We start from the raw sequence: 19,697 nt of genomic DNA, 5'->3' as shown, positions 1-19,697 counted from the left end.
CCGGGCGAGACAGCAAACTGTACCCCACGACGGCGACGGCCACGGCGCCAATTGCAACTCTCCCGGCCATCGGTATTGCGAGCGTCTCTGCCTTTCCACGTTTGGCCCGCTTACGCATCTCTTTCCCCAGGTCACCATGCCTGGAAGAGGTACCCAGCAAAATTTAAGAAACTTCGAAGCGATTTCGCTTCGACGAGAACCGTTAGCGGTGGTTAACGCCGAACTCGTGTTCGGCAACATGACACTTGGGAGTACCGCTTGATATTTGGCTAGCGACGTGGACGACGCGCTTCTCATCGCGGAACGAGTCGAGGTCTGATCGCCCGACGGAGCGGGCAAGCTCCGCTCTTTCGTTAACGGCGGCTTTGGGGTCCACAAGCCGCCGATCAAGGTCAAGCCCGGTGACTTCCGCTTTGCCGCGGAAAATCGACGTCTATGGGACAGCCGATGATGACATCGTGCCGGTGTTTTGCCCGACGTGTCAACGTTCGCAAAACCAGAAGGATCGCGCTGACAGGTAAGTCATTGATCCAACTGCCCCCGGCTACTTTGCATGGGGTTGTTTTTCGAGATTTTTGTTTGCGGTCGCGAAAGCGGCCGATCAGAGCAGCGGACGGTAGACGTCCCCGATCCGTGCCGCCTCCGCATCCAGGCTGAAACGTTCGAGCACCCGCTCCCGCCCCCGCTCGCCCATCGCGGTTGCGGCAGCCACATCACGCATCAGCGGCTCCAGCGCCGCAGCCAGCGCATCGGCATCCCCTGTCGGAATCAGCACGCCGGTCACGCCATCCTCGACCACGAGCTCGGCCGCGCCGGCGCGCGCGGCGACGAGCGCGCTGCCGGCCGCCATTGCCTCGATCAGCGTCAGGCCAAAACCCTCATTGCGTGAGGTGAAGGCGTAGATGGTCAGCCGCTGATACCAGCGCTGCACCGCTTCGATCGGCAGCTCGCCGGTGATGACGATGCGCGATTGCAGGCCCGCCGCCTCGATGCGCTTCTTCAGGTCGTTGGCAAAGGGAGTCTGCTCCGGCGTAACCTGACCGACGATGACGGCGGTGAAATCCGGATAGCGCGGCAGCAATCGGCACATCGCATCGACGAAGACATCGGTGCCCTTCTGCGCCCGCACGCGGCCGAAGCAGCCGATCGCGTAGCGGCCTGGCAAACCACTCTCGGCAAAAGCCGCGGCGCGATCGATCGGCGGCGCATAGACGTCGGTGTCGACACCATGCGGGATCACCGTCGCCTTCACTTTGAGAAACGAGGCCGAGATGTCAGAGGTCGCGATAATCGCGTCCATGCGCCGGATCAGCCAGCGCGTGATCCAGCTGTGATGCCGCTGCCCCGCCGAGGTGAACACGAGCCTGAGCGGCCAGCCAAGCGCGCGCAACAACACGCCTGCGATCATCTCGTTGTTGCGGCGCGCGTGCCAGATCAGCGGCGCCTTGCGACGCCATAGTTTCAGGACATCAGCGGCGCTCAGGCGCGCGATCCCCTCCGGCGCATCCGAGCCGAACCACGCAGCCCGAAACAGCCTTGCCAGCCGCGGCGCCACCATCCGGTTGGTCGCGGTGACCCCGGAATAGCGCCTGTGCAGATTTGGCACGATCACCTGCAGATCGTCCGGGGAATTCGCCACGTCATGCTCCGTTTAGCAGGCCTCCTATACGCAACATTAAGCATAGTGGCCAGTTCAGGGCTGCCGAAACCCCCTCTTCACCGCGCAACCGTTAGCATCGTGTTGATCGAAGACGGGTGAGATCAATGACTGTGCTAGTCACCGGCGGCGCCGGTTATATCGGAAGTCACACGGTCCTGGCGCTGGCGGAAGCCGGCGAGGACGTCGTGGTGATCGACGATCTCTCCACCGGTTCTTCAGCCTATTTGCCGGAAGGCGTGCCACTGTTCATTGGCGATGCCGGCGACGAGAACCTGGTCGAGGGCGTGATCGCCCAGCACAATATCGAGAGCATCATCCATTTCGCCGGCTCGGTCGTCGTCCCGGATTCGATGCGCGATCCGCTCGGCTACTACCGCAACAACTTCATGACCGCGCGCAACCTGCTCAACGTCGCAGTGAAGCGCGGCATCAACCGCTTCATCTTCTCCTCGACCGCCGCCGTCTACGGCAATCCGGACCAGGTGCCGGTGCCCGAGCATGCGCCGACGCGGCCGCTGTCGCCCTATGGCTCGTCGAAGCTGATGACCGAGATCATGCTGCACGACGTCGCCTCCGCCTACGGCATGCGATATGTCGTGCTGCGCTACTTCAACGTCGCCGGCGCGGACCCGCAGGCGCGCATCGGCCTTGCCACCGTCGGCGCCACGCATCTGCTCAAGATCGCGGTCGAGGCTGCAACAGGCCAGCGCGCCAAGATCGACGTGTTCGGCACCGACTACCCGACGCAGGACGGCAGCTGCATTCGCGACTTCATCCACGTCACGGACCTGTCGCAGGCCCATCGCTCGGCGCTGGCTTATTTGCGCAATGGCGGCGCCTCGACGACGCTGAATTGCGGCTACGGCCGCGGCTATTCGGTGCTTGAAACCATCGACGCGGTGCGCCGGGTTTCGGGGCGCAGTTTCGCGGTGCAATACGCGCCGCGCCGGCCCGGTGACATCATGACCATGGTCGCCGACACCAGCCGAATCCGCCGCCTGCTCGATTGGAAACCGCAATACGACGACCTCGAGACCATCGCCTCCCACGCCCTGGCGTGGGAGGAGAAGCTGTTCCGCGAGCGCCATGGCGAACTCCGCCACGCCGTCTCGGCCTAGATTCCGTCCCGGCGCAAGCCCTTAATTGGGCTTGAAAAGCCCCGCTTTAGCGGGCACAGAGGCCTTTCGATCCCTGACGCGCGGGCAGGCTTTTTCCTGTGCCGTCAATGGACTACGGATGGCCCAGTTTCCAAAGAAAATTACCGACGATCCCTATGCAGCAGCGATCCTGATTCGCCGCCTGGTCATGGAACAGGGGGTCGTCTACTGGCGGCGCTACCTCGTTGCCTTCGCGCTGATGGCGGTCGCTGCCGGCGCAACCGCATGCGCGACCTACGTGCTCGGCCAGGTCATCAACCAGGCCTATGTCGACAAGAACATCCCGGGCATCGCGATGCTGTCGGGCGTCACGGTCGTGCTGCTGTTCATCAAGGGCGTGGCGACTTACGGCCACATGGTGATCCTGACCAAGATCAGCAACGCCATTCTCGCCACCAACCAGCGCCAGCTCTTCGCCAAGCTGATGAGCGAGAGCGTCGGCTTCTTCTCCGAGCGGCATTCGTCTGAATTCCTGGCGCGCCTGACGGCCGGCGCCAAATCCATCACCGACGTCCTCAACATGCTGGTCAACGCCATCGGGCGCGACCTGTTGATGCTGCTCGCCATGATCGGCGTGATGGTCTGGCAGGACCCGCTGATGTCATTCATCGGCCTCGTCGTGGTGCCGCCGGCGATGCTTGTGCTGCGCAAGCTGGTCAAGCGCATCAAGGGCCTCGCCTACAACCAGTTCACCGGCACCGCCGACATCCTGGAGACGATGCAGGAGTCGCTGCAGGGCATCCGCACGGTCAAGGCGTTCACGCTCGAAGACACGATGCAGAGCCGCATCGACGAGAATATCGCGATCGTCGAACGCAATGCCAACAAGATGGCCCGTGTCGCCAACCGCTCCAACCCGTTGATGGAAATGCTCGGCGGCTTCGCCGTCGCCGGCTGTTTGCTCTATGGCGGCTACAGCGTGGTCGCGCTCAACGCCACGCCCGGCGCGTTCTTCTCCTTCATGACCGCGTTCCTGATGGCGACCGAGCCGGCCAAGCGGCTGGCGCGGCTCAACATCGACCTGAACAGCCAGCTCGTCGGCGCGCGCATGCTCCTCGAGGTCGTCGACAGCCCGGCAAGCGAGCACACCGACGACGACAAGCCGGCGCTGAAACTGTCCGACGCCCGCATCGAGCTGCGCGACGTCAGCTTCTCCTATCGCACTGGCGAGACCGTGCTCAACCGCATGAGCTTCGTCGCCGAACCCGGCAAGGTCACCGCGCTGGTCGGCCCGTCCGGCGGCGGCAAATCAACGGTGCTGGCGCTGCTCTTGCGCTTCTACGAGGTGACGCAGGGCGACATCGTGATCGACGGCCAGTCGATCAACGCGATCTCGCGCAAGTCGCTGCGGGCGCAGACCGCCTATGTCGGCCAGGACGTCTATTTGTTCCGCGACACCATCCGCAACAACATCGCCTTCGGCCGACCGGGCGCGAGCGAGGACGAGATCATCGAGGCGGCGAAGGCGGCCTGCGCGCATGATTTCATCATGGGCTTTCCGCTCGGCTACGACACGCCGGTCGGCGAGCACGGCACGCAGCTCTCGGGCGGCCAGCGCCAGCGCATCGCGGTGGCACGCGCGCTGATCAAGAACGCGCCGATCATCCTGCTCGACGAAGCCACCGCCGCACTCGACTCGGAGTCCGAGAGGCAGGTGCAGGAGGCGATCGAGCATCTCTGCCAGAACCGCACCACCATTGTGATCGCGCATCGCCTGCACACCATCATGCACGCCGACGCGATCCTGGTGGTCGAGGGCGGCGAGATCGTCGAGCAAGGCCGGCACGACGAGCTGCTTCGCCGCGGCGGCCGCTACGCCTCCTTCTTCCGGCTGCAACATCACGACACTGGCCCCTTGGGGCTGGCGCCGATCAGTGCAACCGCATAGCATTCATCTCACCCCAAGGTCACCTCAAGAGCAGCGAGACCGCTTCATGAACGCCGCCTCCTACGTCATCCCGCTTCCGCCCCAGGCTTCGCTTCCCGTCGTCGGCGAGAGCGGCCGCTATCCGGTGCGCCGCATCTGGTGCGTCGGCCGCAACTACCTCGAGCACATCCGCGAGATGGGCAATGACGAGCGCGCTCCGCCGTTCTTCTTCGCCAAGCATGCCGACATGCTGGTGCCCGATGGCGCCACCATTCCCTACCCGCCGCTGACCAAGGACCTGCATCACGAGGTCGAGCTGGTCGTCGCGATGAAGAGCGGCGGCCTCAACATCCCCGCCGACAAGGCGCTCGACCATGTCTACGGCTACGCCGTCGGCATCGACCTCACCCGCCGCGACCTCCAGATCGCCTCGCGCAAGAAGGAGCGCCCCTGGGAGATCGGCAAGTCGTTCGACGGCTCCGCCCCCTGCTCCGCGTTGCAGCCGGCATCGAAGATCGGCCATCCCTCCAAGGGCAAGATCTGGCTTACCGTCAACGGCAAGGAAGCGCAGAAGGGCGACCTCACCGAGCTGATCTGGAACGTGCCTGAAATCATCTGGCAACTCTCCCAGCAGGTGAAACTCGCCGCCGGCGATATCATCATGACGGGCACACCTGCCGGCGTGTCGCAGCTCCAACCGGGCGACAAGCTCGAATGCGGCGTCGACGGTGTCGGCACGCTGAAGGTCTCGATCGGCCAGCCGGAATAGGCTCGCGATCAGAACTGGAACTGCAAAAGCCCCGGACGCAGCGTCCGGGGCTTTTTCGTGTGAACGGCTTTCCCGAAGTCAGCCTCAGGCGTGCGAACCATGCGCGCCCACGGCATTAATATCCTTGCCGGTGTAGTCGGTCATCAGCGCGGTCGCGACCAGCGAGATGACGGAGCACGCTGCGATATAGACAGCAATGGCAGTCGCTGACCCGTACCTGCCAAATAGCCATGCTGCGATCAACGGCGCGGGGCCACCCGCGATCACGGATGCAAACTGATAGCCGAGCGACGCGCCACTGTAGCGAAGACGTCCGGTGAAGCTCTCGGCGATCAGGGCTGCTTGCGGACCGTACATCATGTCGTGCGGGATCAGCGACAGGAAGATCGCGAGGAAGACGACCACCTCTGATCCAGTATCGAGCATCGCGTAGTAGATGAAGCCGAAGATGCCGGTGACGACCGCGCCGGCCATGTACATGTTCTTGCGGCCGATCTGATCGGACAGATGACCGCAAACCGGAATCGTCACGAATGACAGCACCGCGGCCGACAACACCGCTGTCAGCAGGAAGTCGCGCGAGAGGTGCAGCGTGCCGATGCCGTAGGAAAAGACGAACGCGGTGAAAATGTAGAACGGTGCCTGCTCGGCCATGCGCGCGAAGGCCGAGAGCAGGATTTCCTTCGGATGCTGCTTGATCACCGTCAGCATCGGCGTGCGGTCGAGCCGGCGCTCGGCCAGCAATTTGGAGAACACCGGTGTTTCCAGGATGCCGAGCCGGATGTAGAGACCGACGACGACCAGGATCAGGCTAAGCGCGAACGGTATGCGCCAGCCCCAGGCCAGGAACCGGTCGCCCGCCATCTGGCTGAATGCCAGCACGGCGAGGTTGGCAAGGAACAGGCCGCAGGGCACGCCGAATTGCGGCCAGGACGCGATCAACCCGCGGGACCGGTCGTTGCGCGCCCATTCCATCGACATCAGCACCGAGCCGCCCCATTCGCCGCCGACGCCAACACCCTGGATGAAGCGCAGCACGGTCAGGATCACCGCGCCCCATATGCCGATGCGCGAATAGGTCGGCACCACGGCCACCGCCGCCGTCGCCAGTCCCATCAGCAGCAACGTCGCAATCAGCGTCGATTTTCGGCCGATGCGATCGCCGTAGTGTCCGAAAATCGCCGCACCGATCGGACGCGCAACGAAGCCCACCGCATAGATGGCAAATGCCTCGAGCGTGCCGACCCAAGGGTCGGAATTCGGGAAGAACAGCTTGGCGAAGACCAGGCCCGTAACCGTGCTGTAGAGGAAGAAATCATACCATTCGATCGCAGTCCCCACCGTAGAGGCGATGACGGCGCGGCGAAGCTGGATCTGATGCTCGGATGGGGGCAGTTGGGCGGCGTCGAGGCCGAGCGTTGTCATGGGAGCGTCTCCTTCTGACGCGCCCCCCCCTCGGTTTGAACCCTGACCGAGTCGTTTGGTTACAAACCAACTTGCGCGCCAGAGGGTTCCTGCAAACCGCAAATGGCGCATAGAACTTTCGTCGGTCAGCAGGTGCCGGAGGCTAAGTTGACGTGCGAGCCCGCTCTACCACGCCTTCACCTGGCGATTGGCGTGACTAGCCTGCGGCACACCACGGTTGAGTGACATATGCGAATGCACACACAGCCAGCCATCGGCATTCCCCAGAAACACCATGGTGGCCCGGCCCGGGCGCGGAAACGCGCTGCCATCGGGATGGTAGCCCGTGCTCGTCCACGGCGCGATAACCGTCGCCATCGTGCCATCGGGAGACGCCAGGACAGAGGTCTGATCGAGGACGAAGCGGAAGTCGCTCGTCTTTGGCCAGACGTTGTCCCATTGCGTCGAGACCCATTGATCGAGGCCCGGGATGACATCGTTATGCGTGCCGAAGGCCAGCACATCCGGGTGGAAGAGCGGCCGCGCCGAGGCGTAGTCGACCTCGCGGACATAGCCCGCGAAAGTTTCCATCCACTCGTGGAAGAATTGCACTATCTCGGTGTTCGCAAGTGGCAACGGGGCCATTGCCTGCTCCATGTTCGGTTGCTGGATCGCGGCAATCTTGTTGCCATGGGGTGAACCATCCAGCAAGATATGTACTTTGAGAGCACCGGTGGAGATCGATCGACGAGCCGGGCTGATTTCACGGACCAGACTCATGAGACGCCTCCTTCTGCTTGCGGCAACACTCGTCGTCACGTGCAATGCTGCCAGTGCGCAGTCCGGGCAGCCCTATGCTGGCCTTGAGCAGCGCTCGATCAAGGCGCTGTCTCACCAGCAGATCGACGATCTTCGCGCCGGACGCGGTATGGGCCTGGCTCTTGCCGCCGAACTCAATGGATATCCCGGTCCCAGTCACGTTCTCGAGCTTGGCGATCGCCTCGACTTGACCCCGGATCAACGCGTCCAGGTTCAGCGGCTCTTCGATGCGATGAAGCAAGAGACGGTCCCGCTGGGTAACAAGCTCGTCGAGCAAGAAGCGGAGTTGGACCGTCTTTTCTCCGCCCGCGCTGTAACATCGGAGTCGCTCAAGGCGGCCACCGCTGCGATTGCCGAAACTCAGGGACAGCTCCGCGAGAGCCACCTCAAGTATCATCTGTCGACTGCGTCTTTGCTCAACCAGAGCCAAATGCAGCGCTACGCGGAGCTGCGAGGTTACCAGCGCACTGATAGCTCCGAAGGACACAAGCACCATCACTAGACAATGCTGACGGCGTGCTTCGCTATTGTTTCGCTTCTCTACTCAACAGTAGGTCAGGCTGGAGGAACGGCGTTTCTTGCCTTGATGGCTTTTGCCTCGTTTCCTCCAAATGAGATGCGGCCGACCGCTTTGTTGCTGAACATCGTCGCGGCCACCTATTCCACGTGGCTGTTCAATCGCGGCAGCCATATCGATTGGGCAAAGCTGAACCCGCTTCTGATCGCCTCTCTGCCAACCACCCTGGTCGGCGCATCCATTGTTCTAGCCGAAAACATCTACAACGCGGTGACGGGGATCGTGCTCCTGGTCGCCGCTGTCTTCCTGATCATCGGACGGAGCAACCGGGACGCATCAGACCGCACTACTCCGCTCTGGGCTGCGATATCCACGGGCGCAGGCGTCGGTTTCATCTCCGGGCTAACGGGTGTCGGCGGCGGCGTTTTCCTGGCTCCCGTTCTGGTTAGGACGCGCTGGGCATCACCCAAACAGACCGCTGCGCTTTCCGCGCCATTCATCGTGGGAAACTCTGCTGTTGGATTGGTTGGTGCGCTTCACGCGGGGCAGGCACCATCAAGCCAAACTTGGCTGTATGCCTTGGGTGCACTCGCCGGCGCCATGATCGGAACTATGATTGGCCTGCGATGGCTCTCGCAAGCAACAACGCGCTACATTCTCGCTGCCGTCCTCGGCTTTGCCGGGCTTCAACTGGTGGTCTTCAGATGAATCCGAGTTAGGACGTCAACCTCGCGCCAAAAAAAATCCGCCAAACCCAACGTGCCACAACACGCAACGTCGATTGTTGCTGCGCAGAAGGTCGGATGCGCTTCGCCAATCCGCCCCACGCACATGCTCTACCGCAGCGCCGACATCACGATCAGGCCAAGGATCAGCGCCGTCAGCGAATATTTCAGCGTGTAGTAGACGTTGCGGTTCCACTCCTTGACCTTGCGGCTGCCGAGGTGGATCTCGTAAAGCTTGCCGAACACCTTGTTGAGCGCGCCGACATTCTCGCCGTCGACGTTCTGGGTCGCCGACGCCTTGACGATGTGATGGCTGACCCAGCGGTTGATCGCGGTCATGAAGCCATACTTCATCGGACGCTCGACGTCGCAGAACAGGATGATACGGTTGACGTCGGTCGCATTCTCCGCGCTGTGGATGAAGGTCTCGTCGAACATGAAAGCTTCGCCGTCGCGCCACACGCATTCGACGCCGTCGACCAGGATGCGGCACTTGTTCGAGTTCGGCGTGACAAGGCCGAGGTGATAGCGCAACGAGCCGGCGAAGGGATCGCGGTGCGCTCCCAGCTTGCCGCCCGGCGGCAGCATCGCGAACATCGCACCATGCACGCTCGGAATCGAGTTGAGCAGCTCCACCGTCTTCGGGCACAGCGTGCGCGCCGAGGGCAGGAAGTCATCGTACCATTTCAGGTAAAAGCGCTTCCAGCCGCTCTTGAAGAACGAATAGAAGCCCCAGTCATTGTTCTTGGCGGCTGCGCGAATGAAACCTTCGTCGAATAGGCGCACCGCCTCGTCACGGATGGTCTCCCAGTTCTCGCTGAGCGGTTTGAGTTCGGGAAACTGCTCGACCGAGATCACCGGCTTGTTCGGCACCGCCGAGCCCGCATACATCAGCACGTTGTAGGGTGCGAGATAGGTCGAGTGATCGCCGAGCTGGCGCGCGAAGCGCAGCCGCTGCTTTCCGCGGAGGTGAACGTAGATCGTCGATGCCGCGAGCACATAGAGAATGACGAGTTGCGGCGCAAAAAGCTGTTTCAGCATATCCCCAAATCCCAAGCGACCCAGCCGGGGATTCGTGTAGCCCGACCCGGCCCGAGCGGCAAGATATTCACCGGTGGGTTGCAATCACTCTGGGGAGAGCCAGGAATGGAACCTGGGGCTCAGACCGGCCGAAACGAACCGGATCACGCCCGCGACAGGGCCTGGAGACCTTTGAAGGTCAGGCGCTTGGGGTCGGTGACGCCGGCGAGATAGAGCCGACGGATGAAGGCGATGACGGTGTCGCGGTCGCAACCGGTCAGCGCGACGACGGCGTCGACCGCGATCTTCTGGGCTTCCATTGGGCTCACCTCGGCCTTGCGAGTAACCCCGGCCGAGACAGGCTAGGACTTGCCGGTTAATCCGTCGTTAACCGTTTGGGCAGGATGGCTGACTCAGCCCGGCAGCCGAATAGGTCAAACAACGCATTGCCGGGCGCACAGCCGCTCAGCGCGCACTGACGCTCTTCTTCAGCAACGCATAGTGCTTCTTCAGTCGGGGCACGGCAAAGTCGCTGAAGGCCCGCACCTTGGGCACGGAGAGTCGGCCCTGCGGGCAGATCAGATGCGCGGGCATCTCCGGGTCCTCGTCGCCGGCCAGGACGATCTCGAGCTCGCCGCGCGCGACCTGCTCGGCCACCTGGTACGAGTACATCCGCGCCACGCCGCGCCCGGCGACGGCGGACGCCACGGCCGCATAGGTGCTGTTGACGACGAGGCGCGGGGTAAACTGGACGGTGCGCGGCACTGAAGAACCCGCCGGTGGCGCAAAGGTCCAGGAATTGGGGAGATGCGCCATCGCCACGATCTGATGCTTGGCGAGATCGCTGGGCTCAGAGATGCGCGGATGCTGCTTCAGATAGCGCGGAGCCGCGACCACGACGCGGCTGATCCCGCCGACCCGCATCGCCACCATCGCCGAATCCGCGAGGGGGCCGATGCGAAGCGCCACGTCCACGCCCTCCTCGACCAGATTGACCGCGCGGTCGAACAGCAACAGCTTTGCCGAGACCGTCGGGTAGGCGTCGAGAAATGCATCGAGGATCGGCCGCAGCACCATCTCGCCCGAGACCACCGGAGCGGTGATCGTAAGCAGGCCGCGGGGCGCCGTGCGTGGTCCGGCCGCGATGTCGTCGGCCTCCTCCAACTCGGTGAGCACGCGGCGGCAGATCGCCGCGTAGCGCTCGCCCTCCTCGCTCAGCTTGATCGACCGCGTCGTCCGGTGCAGCAGCTCGGCGCCGACCCGTTCCTCCAGGAAGGCAATGGCGCGGCTCACCGCGGCCGGCGAGCGGCCGAGCTTGCGGCCCGCGGCGGCAAGGCTGCCCTCGTCCACCGCAAGGACGAAAACCTTCATCGCATCCAGACGATCCATCCTTCCCGCCACCCCGTGGAATTCCAGTCGCAAGCTAGGCGTTCGCGCCGGCCGCGACAACCGCCGCCGGGCGGCGATCCCGCATTCGCTCGCGCCGCGAAAGAGTGTCTGCCGGACAGCGCGTATTCGCAGCCGGGCCGCCACGGCGTACGTCATCACGCAGGCCAGCCGCCGCTGGCACAGGTCAACAACAGGAGCCCATCATGGGTATCGAGCAGAAGGTCGCCATCATCACCGGTGCATCGCAGGGTATCGGCGCCGCCCTGGTCCAGGGTTTTCGCGATCGCAACTATCGCGTCGTCGCAACGGCGCGCTCCATCAAGCCGTCTGGCGATGATGACGTCCTCGCAGTGCCCGGCGACATTGCCGACTGGAAGACCGCCGAGCGCGTGGTCTCGCAAGCGGTCGCCCGCTTCGGCCGTGTCGACACGCTGGTCAACAATGCCGGCATCTTTGTCGCAAAGCCGTTCACGCAGTACACCGCCGAGGACTACGCCGCAGTGATGGGCATCAACGTTGCGGGCTTCTTCCGCCTGACACAGCTCGCCATCGCCGAGATGGAGAAGCAGAGCTCAGGCCACGTCGTTCAGATCACGACCACCTTGGTCGACCAGGCCAATTCGAACGTGCCCTCGGTGCTGGCCTCGCTGAGCAAGGGCGGCCTCAACGCGGCAACGAAGTCGCTCGCGATCGAATACGCCAAGCGCGGCATCCGGGTGAACGCGGTTGCGCCCGGCATCATCAAGTCGCCGATGCACCCGGTGGCGACACACGCCCAGCTCGGCGCGCTGCACCCGGTCGGCCGCATGGGCGAGATGTCCGATATCGTCGATGCCGTGCTCTATCTCGAGCATGCGAGCTTCGTCACCGGAGAAATCCTGCATGTCGACGGCGGCCAGAGCGCCGGCCACTGACCGCCAGGGAGAGACGAGATGCCCATCGTCACCATTCAAGTGACCCGCGAGGGAACGACACCGGGAGCGACGTCGCTCACCGCGGAGGAGAAGGCCGCGCTGATCAACGGATCGAGCCAGCTCCTTCTCGACGTGCTCGGCAAGCCGCTCGATTCCACCTTCGTCGTGATCGAGGAAGTCGACACTGACAATTGGGGCTGGGGCGGCCTGCCCGCGCTGGAATTCCGGCGCCGCCGCGCAGCCCAGGCCGGATGATCCGCGCGCCATCGCGCGCAGGAGGATGACATGACCAACGCAGATACGAAGCGACACATCGGGACCCGGCCGCATCAGCGGCCGGGATCGGCCTCACAATCGGGGCAGACATCTTCACAGCAAGCTTCTTCGCAGCAGACTTCTTCGCAGCAGATCTGGCGCTATGCCGTCGCGGGCTTGTCCGCATCGCTGGTCGGGCTTGGCCTCGCCCGCTTTTCCTACACGCCGCTGATCCCAGCCTTGATCGCAGCGAAGTGGTTCAGCGCGTCGGACGTCGTTTATCTCGGCGCGGCGAACCTTGCAGGCTATCTCGCCGGCGCGCTCGCGGCGCGGGCCACAGCGACCCGCTTCGGCGCGGCCCGCGCGCTGCGTGCGATGATGCTGCTCGCCACCCTCTCCTTCTTCGCCAGCTCATCGCCGGTGTCGTTCACCTGGTTCTTCGCCTGGCGTTTCCTCTCCGGCCTGACCGGCGGAATCATCATGGTGCTGGCGGCCTCCGTCATTCTGCCGCACACCTCGCCCGCCAGACGCGGCATCGTCGGGGGCGTGATCTTTGCCGGCGTTGGCCTCGGCGTCGCGGCATCGGGCACGCTGGTCCCGCTGTTGCTTCAACAGGGCTTGCAGCAAAGCTGGTATGGCCTTGGGATGCTCTCCGCCGTGCTCACGCTCGCGAGCTGGTGGAACTGGCCTGCCGAAGCGAAGGGGGATGCTGCACCTCCGAATGCAGCGAAGCACCATCAAGCCTCGCTCGCGGCCCGTGCGCTGCTGATCCAATACGGCCTCAACGCGGTGGCGCTGGTGCCGCATATGGTCTTCATCGTCGACTTCGTGGCGCGCGGCCTCGGCCAGGGCATTGCCGCGGGATCGCGCTACTGGGTGCTGTACGGTCTCGGTGCGATCGTGGGTCCGCTCGTCACCGGTCATCTCGGTGATAGATCCGGCTTCGGGCCGGCGCTGAGAGCAGCTTTCCTGATCGAGGCGGCCGCCGTGCTGCTCCCGACCGTCAGCACCGCGCCCCTTTCGCTGATCGTGTCGAGCGTCGTGGTCGGCGGCTTCACGCCGGGCATCGTGCCGCTGGTGCTCGGACGCATCCATGAGCTCGTCCCGCACTCTGCCGAGCAGCAGCGCGCGACATGGAGCCACGCCACCACCAGCTTTGCGCTGTTCCAGGCGGCCGCCGCTTACGGCTTCTCCTGGATCTATGCGCAGACCGGCGGCGACTATCTGGTCCTGTTCGCACTTGGTGGCGGCGCCGTGGTGCTTGCGCTCGCGATCGACCTCGCGCTCGCGCTCACAACGCGCAAGGCATAACCGCGGGTGACGGCGCGATCAGGAATACTGCATCACGCCGTCGTCGATCCGACCCAAGCGCAAGGAGACGATGTCGAGGGCGTAGTTCTGGTACAGCCGCCACGGCTGCTTCGATCCCTGCTTCGGCATTTTCGCGACCGCACGCTGAACGTAACCGGAGCTGAAATCAAGCGAAGGCTGCGCGGTGATCGTCGGATCGCCATTGTGCGGCATGCATTGCCGGAAATTGTGCCGGTCCATGTAGTTGATGAGCCGGCAGACATATTCGCAGGTGAGATCGCATTTCAGCGTCCACGACGCGTTGGTGTAGCCGAAGGCCGACGCCATGTTCGGCACGTCGGCATACATCATGCCCTTGTAGGTCAGCGTGTTGGCGAAATCGACGGCGCGGCCGTCGACGCTGACCTCGAGGCCACCGACGACCTGGAGCACGAGGCCCGTCGCTGTGACGATGATGTCGGCCACGAGCTCGTTGCCGCCCTTGAGGCGGATTCCATCCCTGGTGAAGGTGTCGATCTCGCTGGTGACGACGGTGGCGCGCTTGTCGCGGATGGCCTTGAACAGATCGCCGTCAGGCACAAGACAGAGCCGCTGGTCCCAGGGGTTGTAGCGCGGCGTGAAATGGGTGGCGACGTCATAGTCCGGCCCGAGCGCCATCCTGACGCCGCCGAGGATCAACTGCTTAACGCGCGCCGGTTTGCGGCGGCTGAGCTGGAAGAAATACATCCCCCACAGCACGTTGCGCCAGCGGATCAGGTGGTAGGCCAGCGTCGCCGGCAGATTGCGGCGCAGCTTATTGGCGACGGGGTCCTGCGCCGGCCGCGACACCACATAGGTCGGCGAGCGCTGCAGCATGATGACGTCTGCCGCCTTCTTGGCGAGTTCCGGCACCAGCGTCACCGCCGTCGCCCCCGAGCCGATCACCACCACGCGCTTGCCCGCATAGTCGATGTCGTCGGTCCACTTCTGCGGGTGCACGATGCGGCCCTTGAAGTCGGCTGCGCCCTTGAACTCGGGCGTATAGCCTTCGTCGTATTTGTAGTAGCCGGCGCACATGAACAGGAAATTGCAGGTGAAGCGCACGATCCCGGTCGCGCCCTCGCCCGTGATGCGCTCAGCCTCGACCGTCCAGCGTGCGTCCGGCGTCGACCACGCCGCGCGCTTGACGCGATGGCGAAAGCGGATGTGCTTCTCGATGCCATTCTCGGCGGCGGTCTCGCGCACATAGTTCAGGATCTGCGGCCCGTCGGCGATCGCCTTCGGATCGGTCCACGGCTTGAACGAATAGCCGAGCGTGAACATGTCGCTGTCGGAGCGGATGCCGGGATAGCGGAACAGGTCCCAGGTGCCACCGATGCAGTCGCGGCCCTCGAGGATGACGTAGCTCTTGCCCGGACACTTGGTCTGAAGATGATAGCCCGCGCCGATGCCGGACAGGCCGGCCCCGACAATAAGCACGTCGAAATGTTCTTGTTGCATGCGTTCCTCCGCCAGCAAGGATTGTCCGACTGACCACGCCGTTCGTCAACTGGCAATCAACACTCGACACAACCGTAACGAGATTGGCAAGGCGGCAGCCAAACAACGAAGCCCCGGATCGCTCCGGGGCTTCGCGTCGATCGTCGATCGAATTCAGGTCTCAGTAGCGGTAGTGGTCCGACTTGTACGGACCTTCCTGCTTCACGCCGATGTAGTCGGCCTGATCCTTGCGCAGCTCGGTGAGCTTGACGCCGATCTTGGCGAGGTGCAGGCGCGCGACCTTCTCGTCGAGCGTCTTCGGCAGCACGTAGACCTTCTTCTCGTACTTGCCGTCCTTGTTGTTGGCGAAGAGCTCGATCTGCGCCAGCGTCTGGTTGGTGAAGGACGCCGACATCACGAAGCTCGGATGGCCCATCGCGTTGCCGAGGTTCACGAGGCGGCCTTCCGACAGCATGATGATGCGGTGCTTGTCGGGGAACTCGATCTCGTCGACCTGCGGCTTGATGTTGGTCCACTTCAGATTGCGCAGAGAGGCAATCTGGATCTCGTTGTCGAAGTGGCCGATGTTGCAGACGATGGCACGATCCTTCATCGCGCGCATGTGCTCGATGGTGATGATGTCCTTGTTGCCGGTCGCGGTGACGAAGATGTCGGCGCGAGGCGCGGCGTCTTCCATGGTCACGACCTCGTAGCCTTCCATCGCCGCCTGGAGCGCGCAGATCGGATCGACTTCCGACACCATCACGCGGCAGCCGGCCTGGCGCAGCGAAGCGGCCGACCCCTTGCCGACGTCGCCGAAGCCGGCGACCATCGCGACCTTGCCCGACAGCATCACGTCGGTGCCGCGGCGGATGCCGTCGACCAGCGATTCACGGCAGCCATAGAGGTTGTCGAACTTCGACTTGGTGACGCTGTCGTTGACGTTGATGGCGGGGAACAGCAGCGTGCCCTTGTTCGCCATCTCGTACAGGCGATGCACGCCCGTGGTGGTCTCTTCCGAGACGCCCTTGATGTTCTTGGCGATCTCGCCGAAGTAGCCCTTCGGCTTCTCCTTGAGCAGGCGCTTGACCAGCGCGTAGAAGATTTCTTCTTCCTCGGAGCCCGGCTTGTCGAGGAAGGCGGTGTCGCCGTTCTCGGCGCGGACACCGGCATGCACCAGCATGGTGGCGTCGCCGCCGTCATCGAGGATCATGTTCGGCGTACCGCCGCCGTGCCAGTCGAACAGCTTTGCGGTGTAGTCCCAGTATTCGGTCAGCGTCTCGCCCTTGACGGCGAAGACGGGAATGCCGGCGGCAGCGATCGCGGCGGCGGCGTGATCCTGCGTCGAATAGATGTTGCAGGAGACCCAGCGGATGTCGGCGCCGAGAGCGGCCAGCGTCTCGATCAGCACCGCAGTCTGGATCGTCATGTGCAGGGAGCCGGCGATGCGCGCGCCCTTCAGCGGCTGCTTCGGGCCGAACTCTTCGCGGGTTGCCATCAGGCCGGGCATCTCGGTCTCGGCGAGCGAGATCTCCTTGCGGCCGAAATCGGCGAGCGAAATGTCCTTGACGATGTAATCGGTGAAGCCGGGCTTCGCGTTCATTGCGGAGGTTCCTGTTTGTTTAACTCGTCATTCCGGGACGCTCGTGAAACGAGCGAACCCGGAATCTGGCGGTTTGAGATTCCGGGTTCGCCGCTGTCGCGGCGCCCCCCGGAATGACGTTGGTAATCAGAGCGCGCGCTTGAGCTGCTCGACGAGGTCGGTCTTCTCCCAGGAGAAGCCACCCTCGTTGTCCGGCGTGCGGCCGAAATGGCCGTAGGCCGACGTGCGCGCGTAGATTGGGCGGTTGAGGTCGAGATGACTGCGGATGCCGCGCGGGGTGAGATCCATCGCCTGCGCGGCGGCCTTCTCGAGCTGGTCCTCCGGCACCTTACCGGTGCCATGGGTGTCGATGTAGATCGACAGCGGGCGCGCGACGCCGATGGCGTAAGCGAGCTGCAGCGTGCAGCGGTCGGCAAGACCGGCCGCGACGATGTTCTTGGCGACGTAGCGCGCCGCATAGGCGGCCGAGCGGTCGACCTTGGTCGGATCCTTGCCCGAGAACGCGCCGCCGCCATGCGGAGCCGCGCCGCCATAGGTGTCGACGATGATCTTGCGGCCGGTCAGGCCGGAGTCACCGTCCGGACCGCCGATGTAGAACTTGCCGGTCGGGTTGATGTGCCAGATGGTCTTCGGCGTGATCCAGTCCTTCGGCAGCGCCTCACGCACATAGGGCTCGACGATGTCGCGAACCTGCTTGGAGGTGAGATCCTCGACCAGATGCTGATGCGAGACGACGATCTCGCGCACGCCGACCGGCTTGCCGTTCTCGTACTGCACGGTGACCTGGCTCTTGGAGTCCGGGCCCAGCACCTTCTCGCGGCCGGAGTGGCGCGCTTCGGAGATGAGGCGCAGGATCTTGTGGGCGTAGAAGATCGGTGCCGGCATCAGATCGGGCGTCTCGTTGGTGGCGTAGCCGAACATGATGCCCTGGTCGCCGGCGCCTTCTTCCTTGACCTCTCCCGGCTGCAGCGCATCGACGCCCTGCGCGATATCGGCCGACTGCGGATGCAGGAGGATCTCGATGTCGCAGGTCTTCCAGTGGAAGCCCTCCTGCTCGTAGCCGATGTCCTTGATCGCGTTGCGGACGACGCCTTCGATCTGCTCGTTGGTCACCGACTTCGGACCGCGGGTCTCACCGGCAATCACCACCTTGTTGGTGGTCGCCAGCGTCTCGCAGGCGGCGCGGATTTGCCAGGGATCGATGCCGGCTTTCGGCCCTTCGCGGTAGAACAGATCGACGATTTCATCGGAGATCCGGTCGCAGACCTTGTCGGGATGCCCCTCGGACACGGACTCGCTGGTGAAAAGATAAGACGCGCGCATCAAGTAACCCCTTACTTCCGCCGCTAGCCGGCGGCTGGTTTGCGATGTTTAGCTTCGGATTATGTCAATCACGCCGTCGCGAGATGACGTAGGACTCGTCGTAAAACCAGAGCCCGTTGTACTTTCGCAGCACGTCCCTGGCGGCATCCAGAGTGCGGCCGTTTTGAGTCATATCTGTCAACCGGTCGTCCTCGATCTGAGCGACATACACCGCCGCATTCCACGCTGCAAAGGCCGTCGAGGTTCCGATGGTGCCCGTCACCTCGTTGGGCAGCGCTTCCATATCATACCTGAAGATCGAACGGTTATCCGCGTAAGCATTAAAATTTAGGTCGCGGCCCAACGATCCGAGCTCGTACTTCACCGCGCGCAATAGCTCATGACGGCTGACCGAGAAAGGATTTTCTCCAGGCCAGATCGCCTGAATCATTTCCATGCCCGGATCATGACCGTGGGAGTGAATACCGATCAGGCGACCTCCGGGCCGAAGCGCCCGAGCCAAGGGCGCAATGATCCGTTTTGCCCGAAAATTGACCGAGGACAGGGCGCGGTATGGCTGGGATGCAATAACGAGGTCGAAATTGGCCTCGGTCTGGCCCGGCCGTGGAATGGTCGAATCCAGCAGGAACTTGTGGTCCTCGCGATAAAGCACCAGGACGACGGGCCGCTCATACAGCGGCATGGCCGTGCGCGGGCTGATCGCGGCCCGCCAGTTCTGCTCCAGGAATGGCCGGAGCTCGGCGATCTGCTGCTCGAACTCTCCCGACGAGGCGCCCCGCAGCGGGACCTCGTGCCAGACGGTAGCCGCCGCCGCAGAAGGCGATGCCGGCGTCAGCCAGGGCGCTTCCGAGTAGAACATATTGGTGAAGACGAATACCGATGCCGGATGCTCGAAAATGCGGTCCGGCACCCTCTCCAGCGTCAGGCGCAGGTCCTCGAGACTGAGCTCCTTGCCGGCGACATAGAACGGCATGTTTGGATAGCGCTGGTGCGTGGCACGCAGCACCCGCGCCAGCACCGTGCCGTCGCCGACGCCTGCGTCGAATATCCGCAGTGCCGGCGGGCGCGGATGGATGGTGGCAAGCTCCAGCGCGACGCGATCGGCGATGACCCGCTTCTCGCTGCAGGTGTGGACGAACAGCAGGTATTTTTGCCGGTTCTCGAAGAAACGGAAATTGCCGCGCGGATCGCGCTTCTCCGGGGGCACCTGAAGTCCTCGCGGCGGCGGCATGCCGCCGGTCATCGACGCGGCCATATAGGCCTGGATCCGCTCCAGCGTGTCGATGGTGATGCGCTTTCCCTCGCGGAGGCGGTTCACCAGCTTCCCATCGTTCACCGCGCGCCGGCCAAACGTCGATTCCGCCATGTCTGCCTTGCGGCAGAACTCGGTGATTTGGCTCAGGATTTCATCGTTCTTCATCAGTGGGAAGCGGTGGGCAGCCTTGTTGGGAGCCACCCATTAGCAAATCCTGCCCACTGGGGGAATACCCCTTCTGCTTTGCGCCA

The 19,697-nt window shown here is 63.6% G+C and carries 19 protein-coding genes; 9 read left to right on the top strand and 10 right to left on the bottom strand.

What is annotated here, in order from left to right; translation table 11 throughout:
- Positions 1–262: hypothetical protein (locus AC629_RS50035; RefSeq protein ID WP_210419182.1), on the top strand; the 262-nt coding region annotated here is incomplete at its 5' end.
- A gap of 339 nt (positions 263–601) precedes the next feature.
- Here AC629_RS50035 and AC629_RS39655 read toward each other — a convergent pair.
- Positions 602–1,639 carry a glycosyltransferase family 4 protein gene (locus AC629_RS39655; protein WP_084810115.1) on the bottom strand — a complete coding sequence of 346 codons (1,038 nt, stop codon included), beginning with the start codon at positions 1,637–1,639 and terminating at the stop codon, positions 602–604.
- Between the two features lie 125 nt (positions 1,640–1,764).
- Between AC629_RS39655 and galE the strand changes: the two genes are divergently transcribed.
- The 3 genes from galE (at position 1,765) to AC629_RS39640 (ending at position 5,453) form a co-directional block, all read left to right on the top strand.
- The gene (gene galE / locus AC629_RS39650; protein WP_084810114.1) at positions 1,765–2,778 is read left to right on the top strand and encodes a UDP-glucose 4-epimerase GalE; all 1,014 of its coding nucleotides are present in this window, start codon (positions 1,765–1,767) and stop codon (positions 2,776–2,778) included.
- Positions 2,779–2,896: 118 nt separating this feature from the next.
- Positions 2,897–4,705 carry an ABC transporter ATP-binding protein gene (locus AC629_RS39645; protein ID WP_084810113.1) on the top strand — a complete coding sequence of 603 codons (1,809 nt, stop codon included), beginning with the start codon at positions 2,897–2,899 and terminating at the stop codon, positions 4,703–4,705.
- Positions 4,706–4,751: 46 nt separating this feature from the next.
- Entirely contained in the window at positions 4,752–5,453 is a 702-nt protein-coding gene (locus tag AC629_RS39640; RefSeq protein WP_084810112.1) for a fumarylacetoacetate hydrolase family protein, read from the top strand.
- Between the two features lie 84 nt (positions 5,454–5,537).
- Here the strand turns inward: AC629_RS39640 and AC629_RS39635 are convergent, their stop codons facing one another.
- Both AC629_RS39635 and AC629_RS39630 read right to left on the bottom strand, forming a co-directional pair.
- Positions 5,538–6,878, bottom strand: coding sequence for an MFS transporter (locus AC629_RS39635; RefSeq protein WP_084810111.1), 1,341 nt, complete (start codon positions 6,876–6,878; stop codon positions 5,538–5,540).
- A 165-nt stretch (positions 6,879–7,043) separates the two neighbouring features.
- The gene (locus AC629_RS39630) at positions 7,044–7,502 is read right to left on the bottom strand and encodes a YybH family protein (protein ID WP_084810120.1); all 459 of its coding nucleotides are present in this window, start codon (positions 7,500–7,502) and stop codon (positions 7,044–7,046) included.
- A 10-nt stretch (positions 7,503–7,512) separates the two neighbouring features.
- Between AC629_RS39630 and AC629_RS50345 the strand changes: the two genes are divergently transcribed.
- The gene (locus AC629_RS50345; RefSeq protein WP_349531558.1) at positions 7,513–8,178 is read left to right on the top strand and encodes a Spy/CpxP family protein refolding chaperone; all 666 of its coding nucleotides are present in this window, start codon (positions 7,513–7,515) and stop codon (positions 8,176–8,178) included.
- Between the two features lie 3 nt (positions 8,179–8,181).
- The gene (locus tag AC629_RS39620) at positions 8,182–8,901 is read left to right on the top strand and encodes a sulfite exporter TauE/SafE family protein (protein ID WP_084810109.1); all 720 of its coding nucleotides are present in this window, start codon (positions 8,182–8,184) and stop codon (positions 8,899–8,901) included.
- A gap of 128 nt (positions 8,902–9,029) precedes the next feature.
- Here AC629_RS39620 and AC629_RS39615 read toward each other — a convergent pair whose 3' ends face one another.
- From AC629_RS39615 to AC629_RS39610, 3 genes are all read right to left on the bottom strand, one after another.
- Complete coding sequence (locus tag AC629_RS39615; protein WP_084810108.1) at positions 9,030–9,959, bottom strand: aspartyl/asparaginyl beta-hydroxylase domain-containing protein; 930 nt, start codon at positions 9,957–9,959, stop codon at positions 9,030–9,032.
- A gap of 143 nt (positions 9,960–10,102) precedes the next feature.
- The gene (locus AC629_RS47360; RefSeq protein ID WP_168195700.1) at positions 10,103–10,258 is read right to left on the bottom strand and encodes a hypothetical protein; all 156 of its coding nucleotides are present in this window, start codon (positions 10,256–10,258) and stop codon (positions 10,103–10,105) included.
- Positions 10,259–10,403: 145 nt separating this feature from the next.
- A complete protein-coding gene (locus AC629_RS39610) occupies positions 10,404–11,327 on the bottom strand; it encodes a LysR family transcriptional regulator (protein WP_084810107.1) in 924 nt (307 codons plus the stop codon).
- A gap of 203 nt (positions 11,328–11,530) precedes the next feature.
- Here AC629_RS39610 and AC629_RS39605 point away from each other — a divergent pair, with 203 nt between their 5' ends.
- The 3 genes from AC629_RS39605 to AC629_RS39595 are packed head-to-tail and all read left to right on the top strand — an operon-like array spanning position 11,531 to position 13,807.
- Complete coding sequence (locus tag AC629_RS39605; protein WP_084810106.1) at positions 11,531–12,241, top strand: SDR family NAD(P)-dependent oxidoreductase; 711 nt, start codon at positions 11,531–11,533, stop codon at positions 12,239–12,241.
- Between the two features lie 18 nt (positions 12,242–12,259).
- On the top strand, positions 12,260–12,496 hold the full coding sequence (locus AC629_RS39600; protein ID WP_084810105.1) for a tautomerase family protein: 237 nt from the start codon (positions 12,260–12,262) through the stop codon (positions 12,494–12,496).
- 30 nt (positions 12,497–12,526) lie between these two features.
- Positions 12,527–13,807 carry a YbfB/YjiJ family MFS transporter gene (locus AC629_RS39595; protein WP_084810104.1) on the top strand — a complete coding sequence of 427 codons (1,281 nt, stop codon included), beginning with the start codon at positions 12,527–12,529 and terminating at the stop codon, positions 13,805–13,807.
- An 18-nt stretch (positions 13,808–13,825) separates the two neighbouring features.
- Here AC629_RS39595 and AC629_RS39590 read toward each other — a convergent pair whose 3' ends face one another.
- From AC629_RS39590 to AC629_RS39575, 4 genes are all read right to left on the bottom strand, one after another.
- Entirely contained in the window at positions 13,826–15,286 is a 1,461-nt protein-coding gene (locus tag AC629_RS39590; protein WP_084810103.1) for a flavin-containing monooxygenase, read from the bottom strand.
- 160 nt (positions 15,287–15,446) lie between these two features.
- On the bottom strand, positions 15,447–16,868 hold the full coding sequence (gene ahcY, locus AC629_RS39585) for an adenosylhomocysteinase (protein WP_084810102.1): 1,422 nt from the start codon (positions 16,866–16,868) through the stop codon (positions 15,447–15,449).
- Between the two features lie 126 nt (positions 16,869–16,994).
- Complete coding sequence (gene metK, locus AC629_RS39580; protein ID WP_084810101.1) at positions 16,995–18,191, bottom strand: methionine adenosyltransferase; 1,197 nt, start codon at positions 18,189–18,191, stop codon at positions 16,995–16,997.
- 64 nt (positions 18,192–18,255) lie between these two features.
- On the bottom strand, positions 18,256–19,611 hold the full coding sequence (locus AC629_RS39575; RefSeq protein WP_084810119.1) for a hypothetical protein: 1,356 nt from the start codon (positions 19,609–19,611) through the stop codon (positions 18,256–18,258).
- Between the last annotated feature and the right edge of the window lie 86 nt (positions 19,612–19,697).

It is taken from the genome of Bradyrhizobium sp. NAS80.1 (assembly GCF_001908205.1).
Classification (GTDB): Bacteria; Pseudomonadota; Alphaproteobacteria; order Rhizobiales; family Xanthobacteraceae; genus Bradyrhizobium.
Note: the sequence above shows the minus strand (reverse complement) of the source record. Positions and strands in the feature narration are given on the sequence as shown.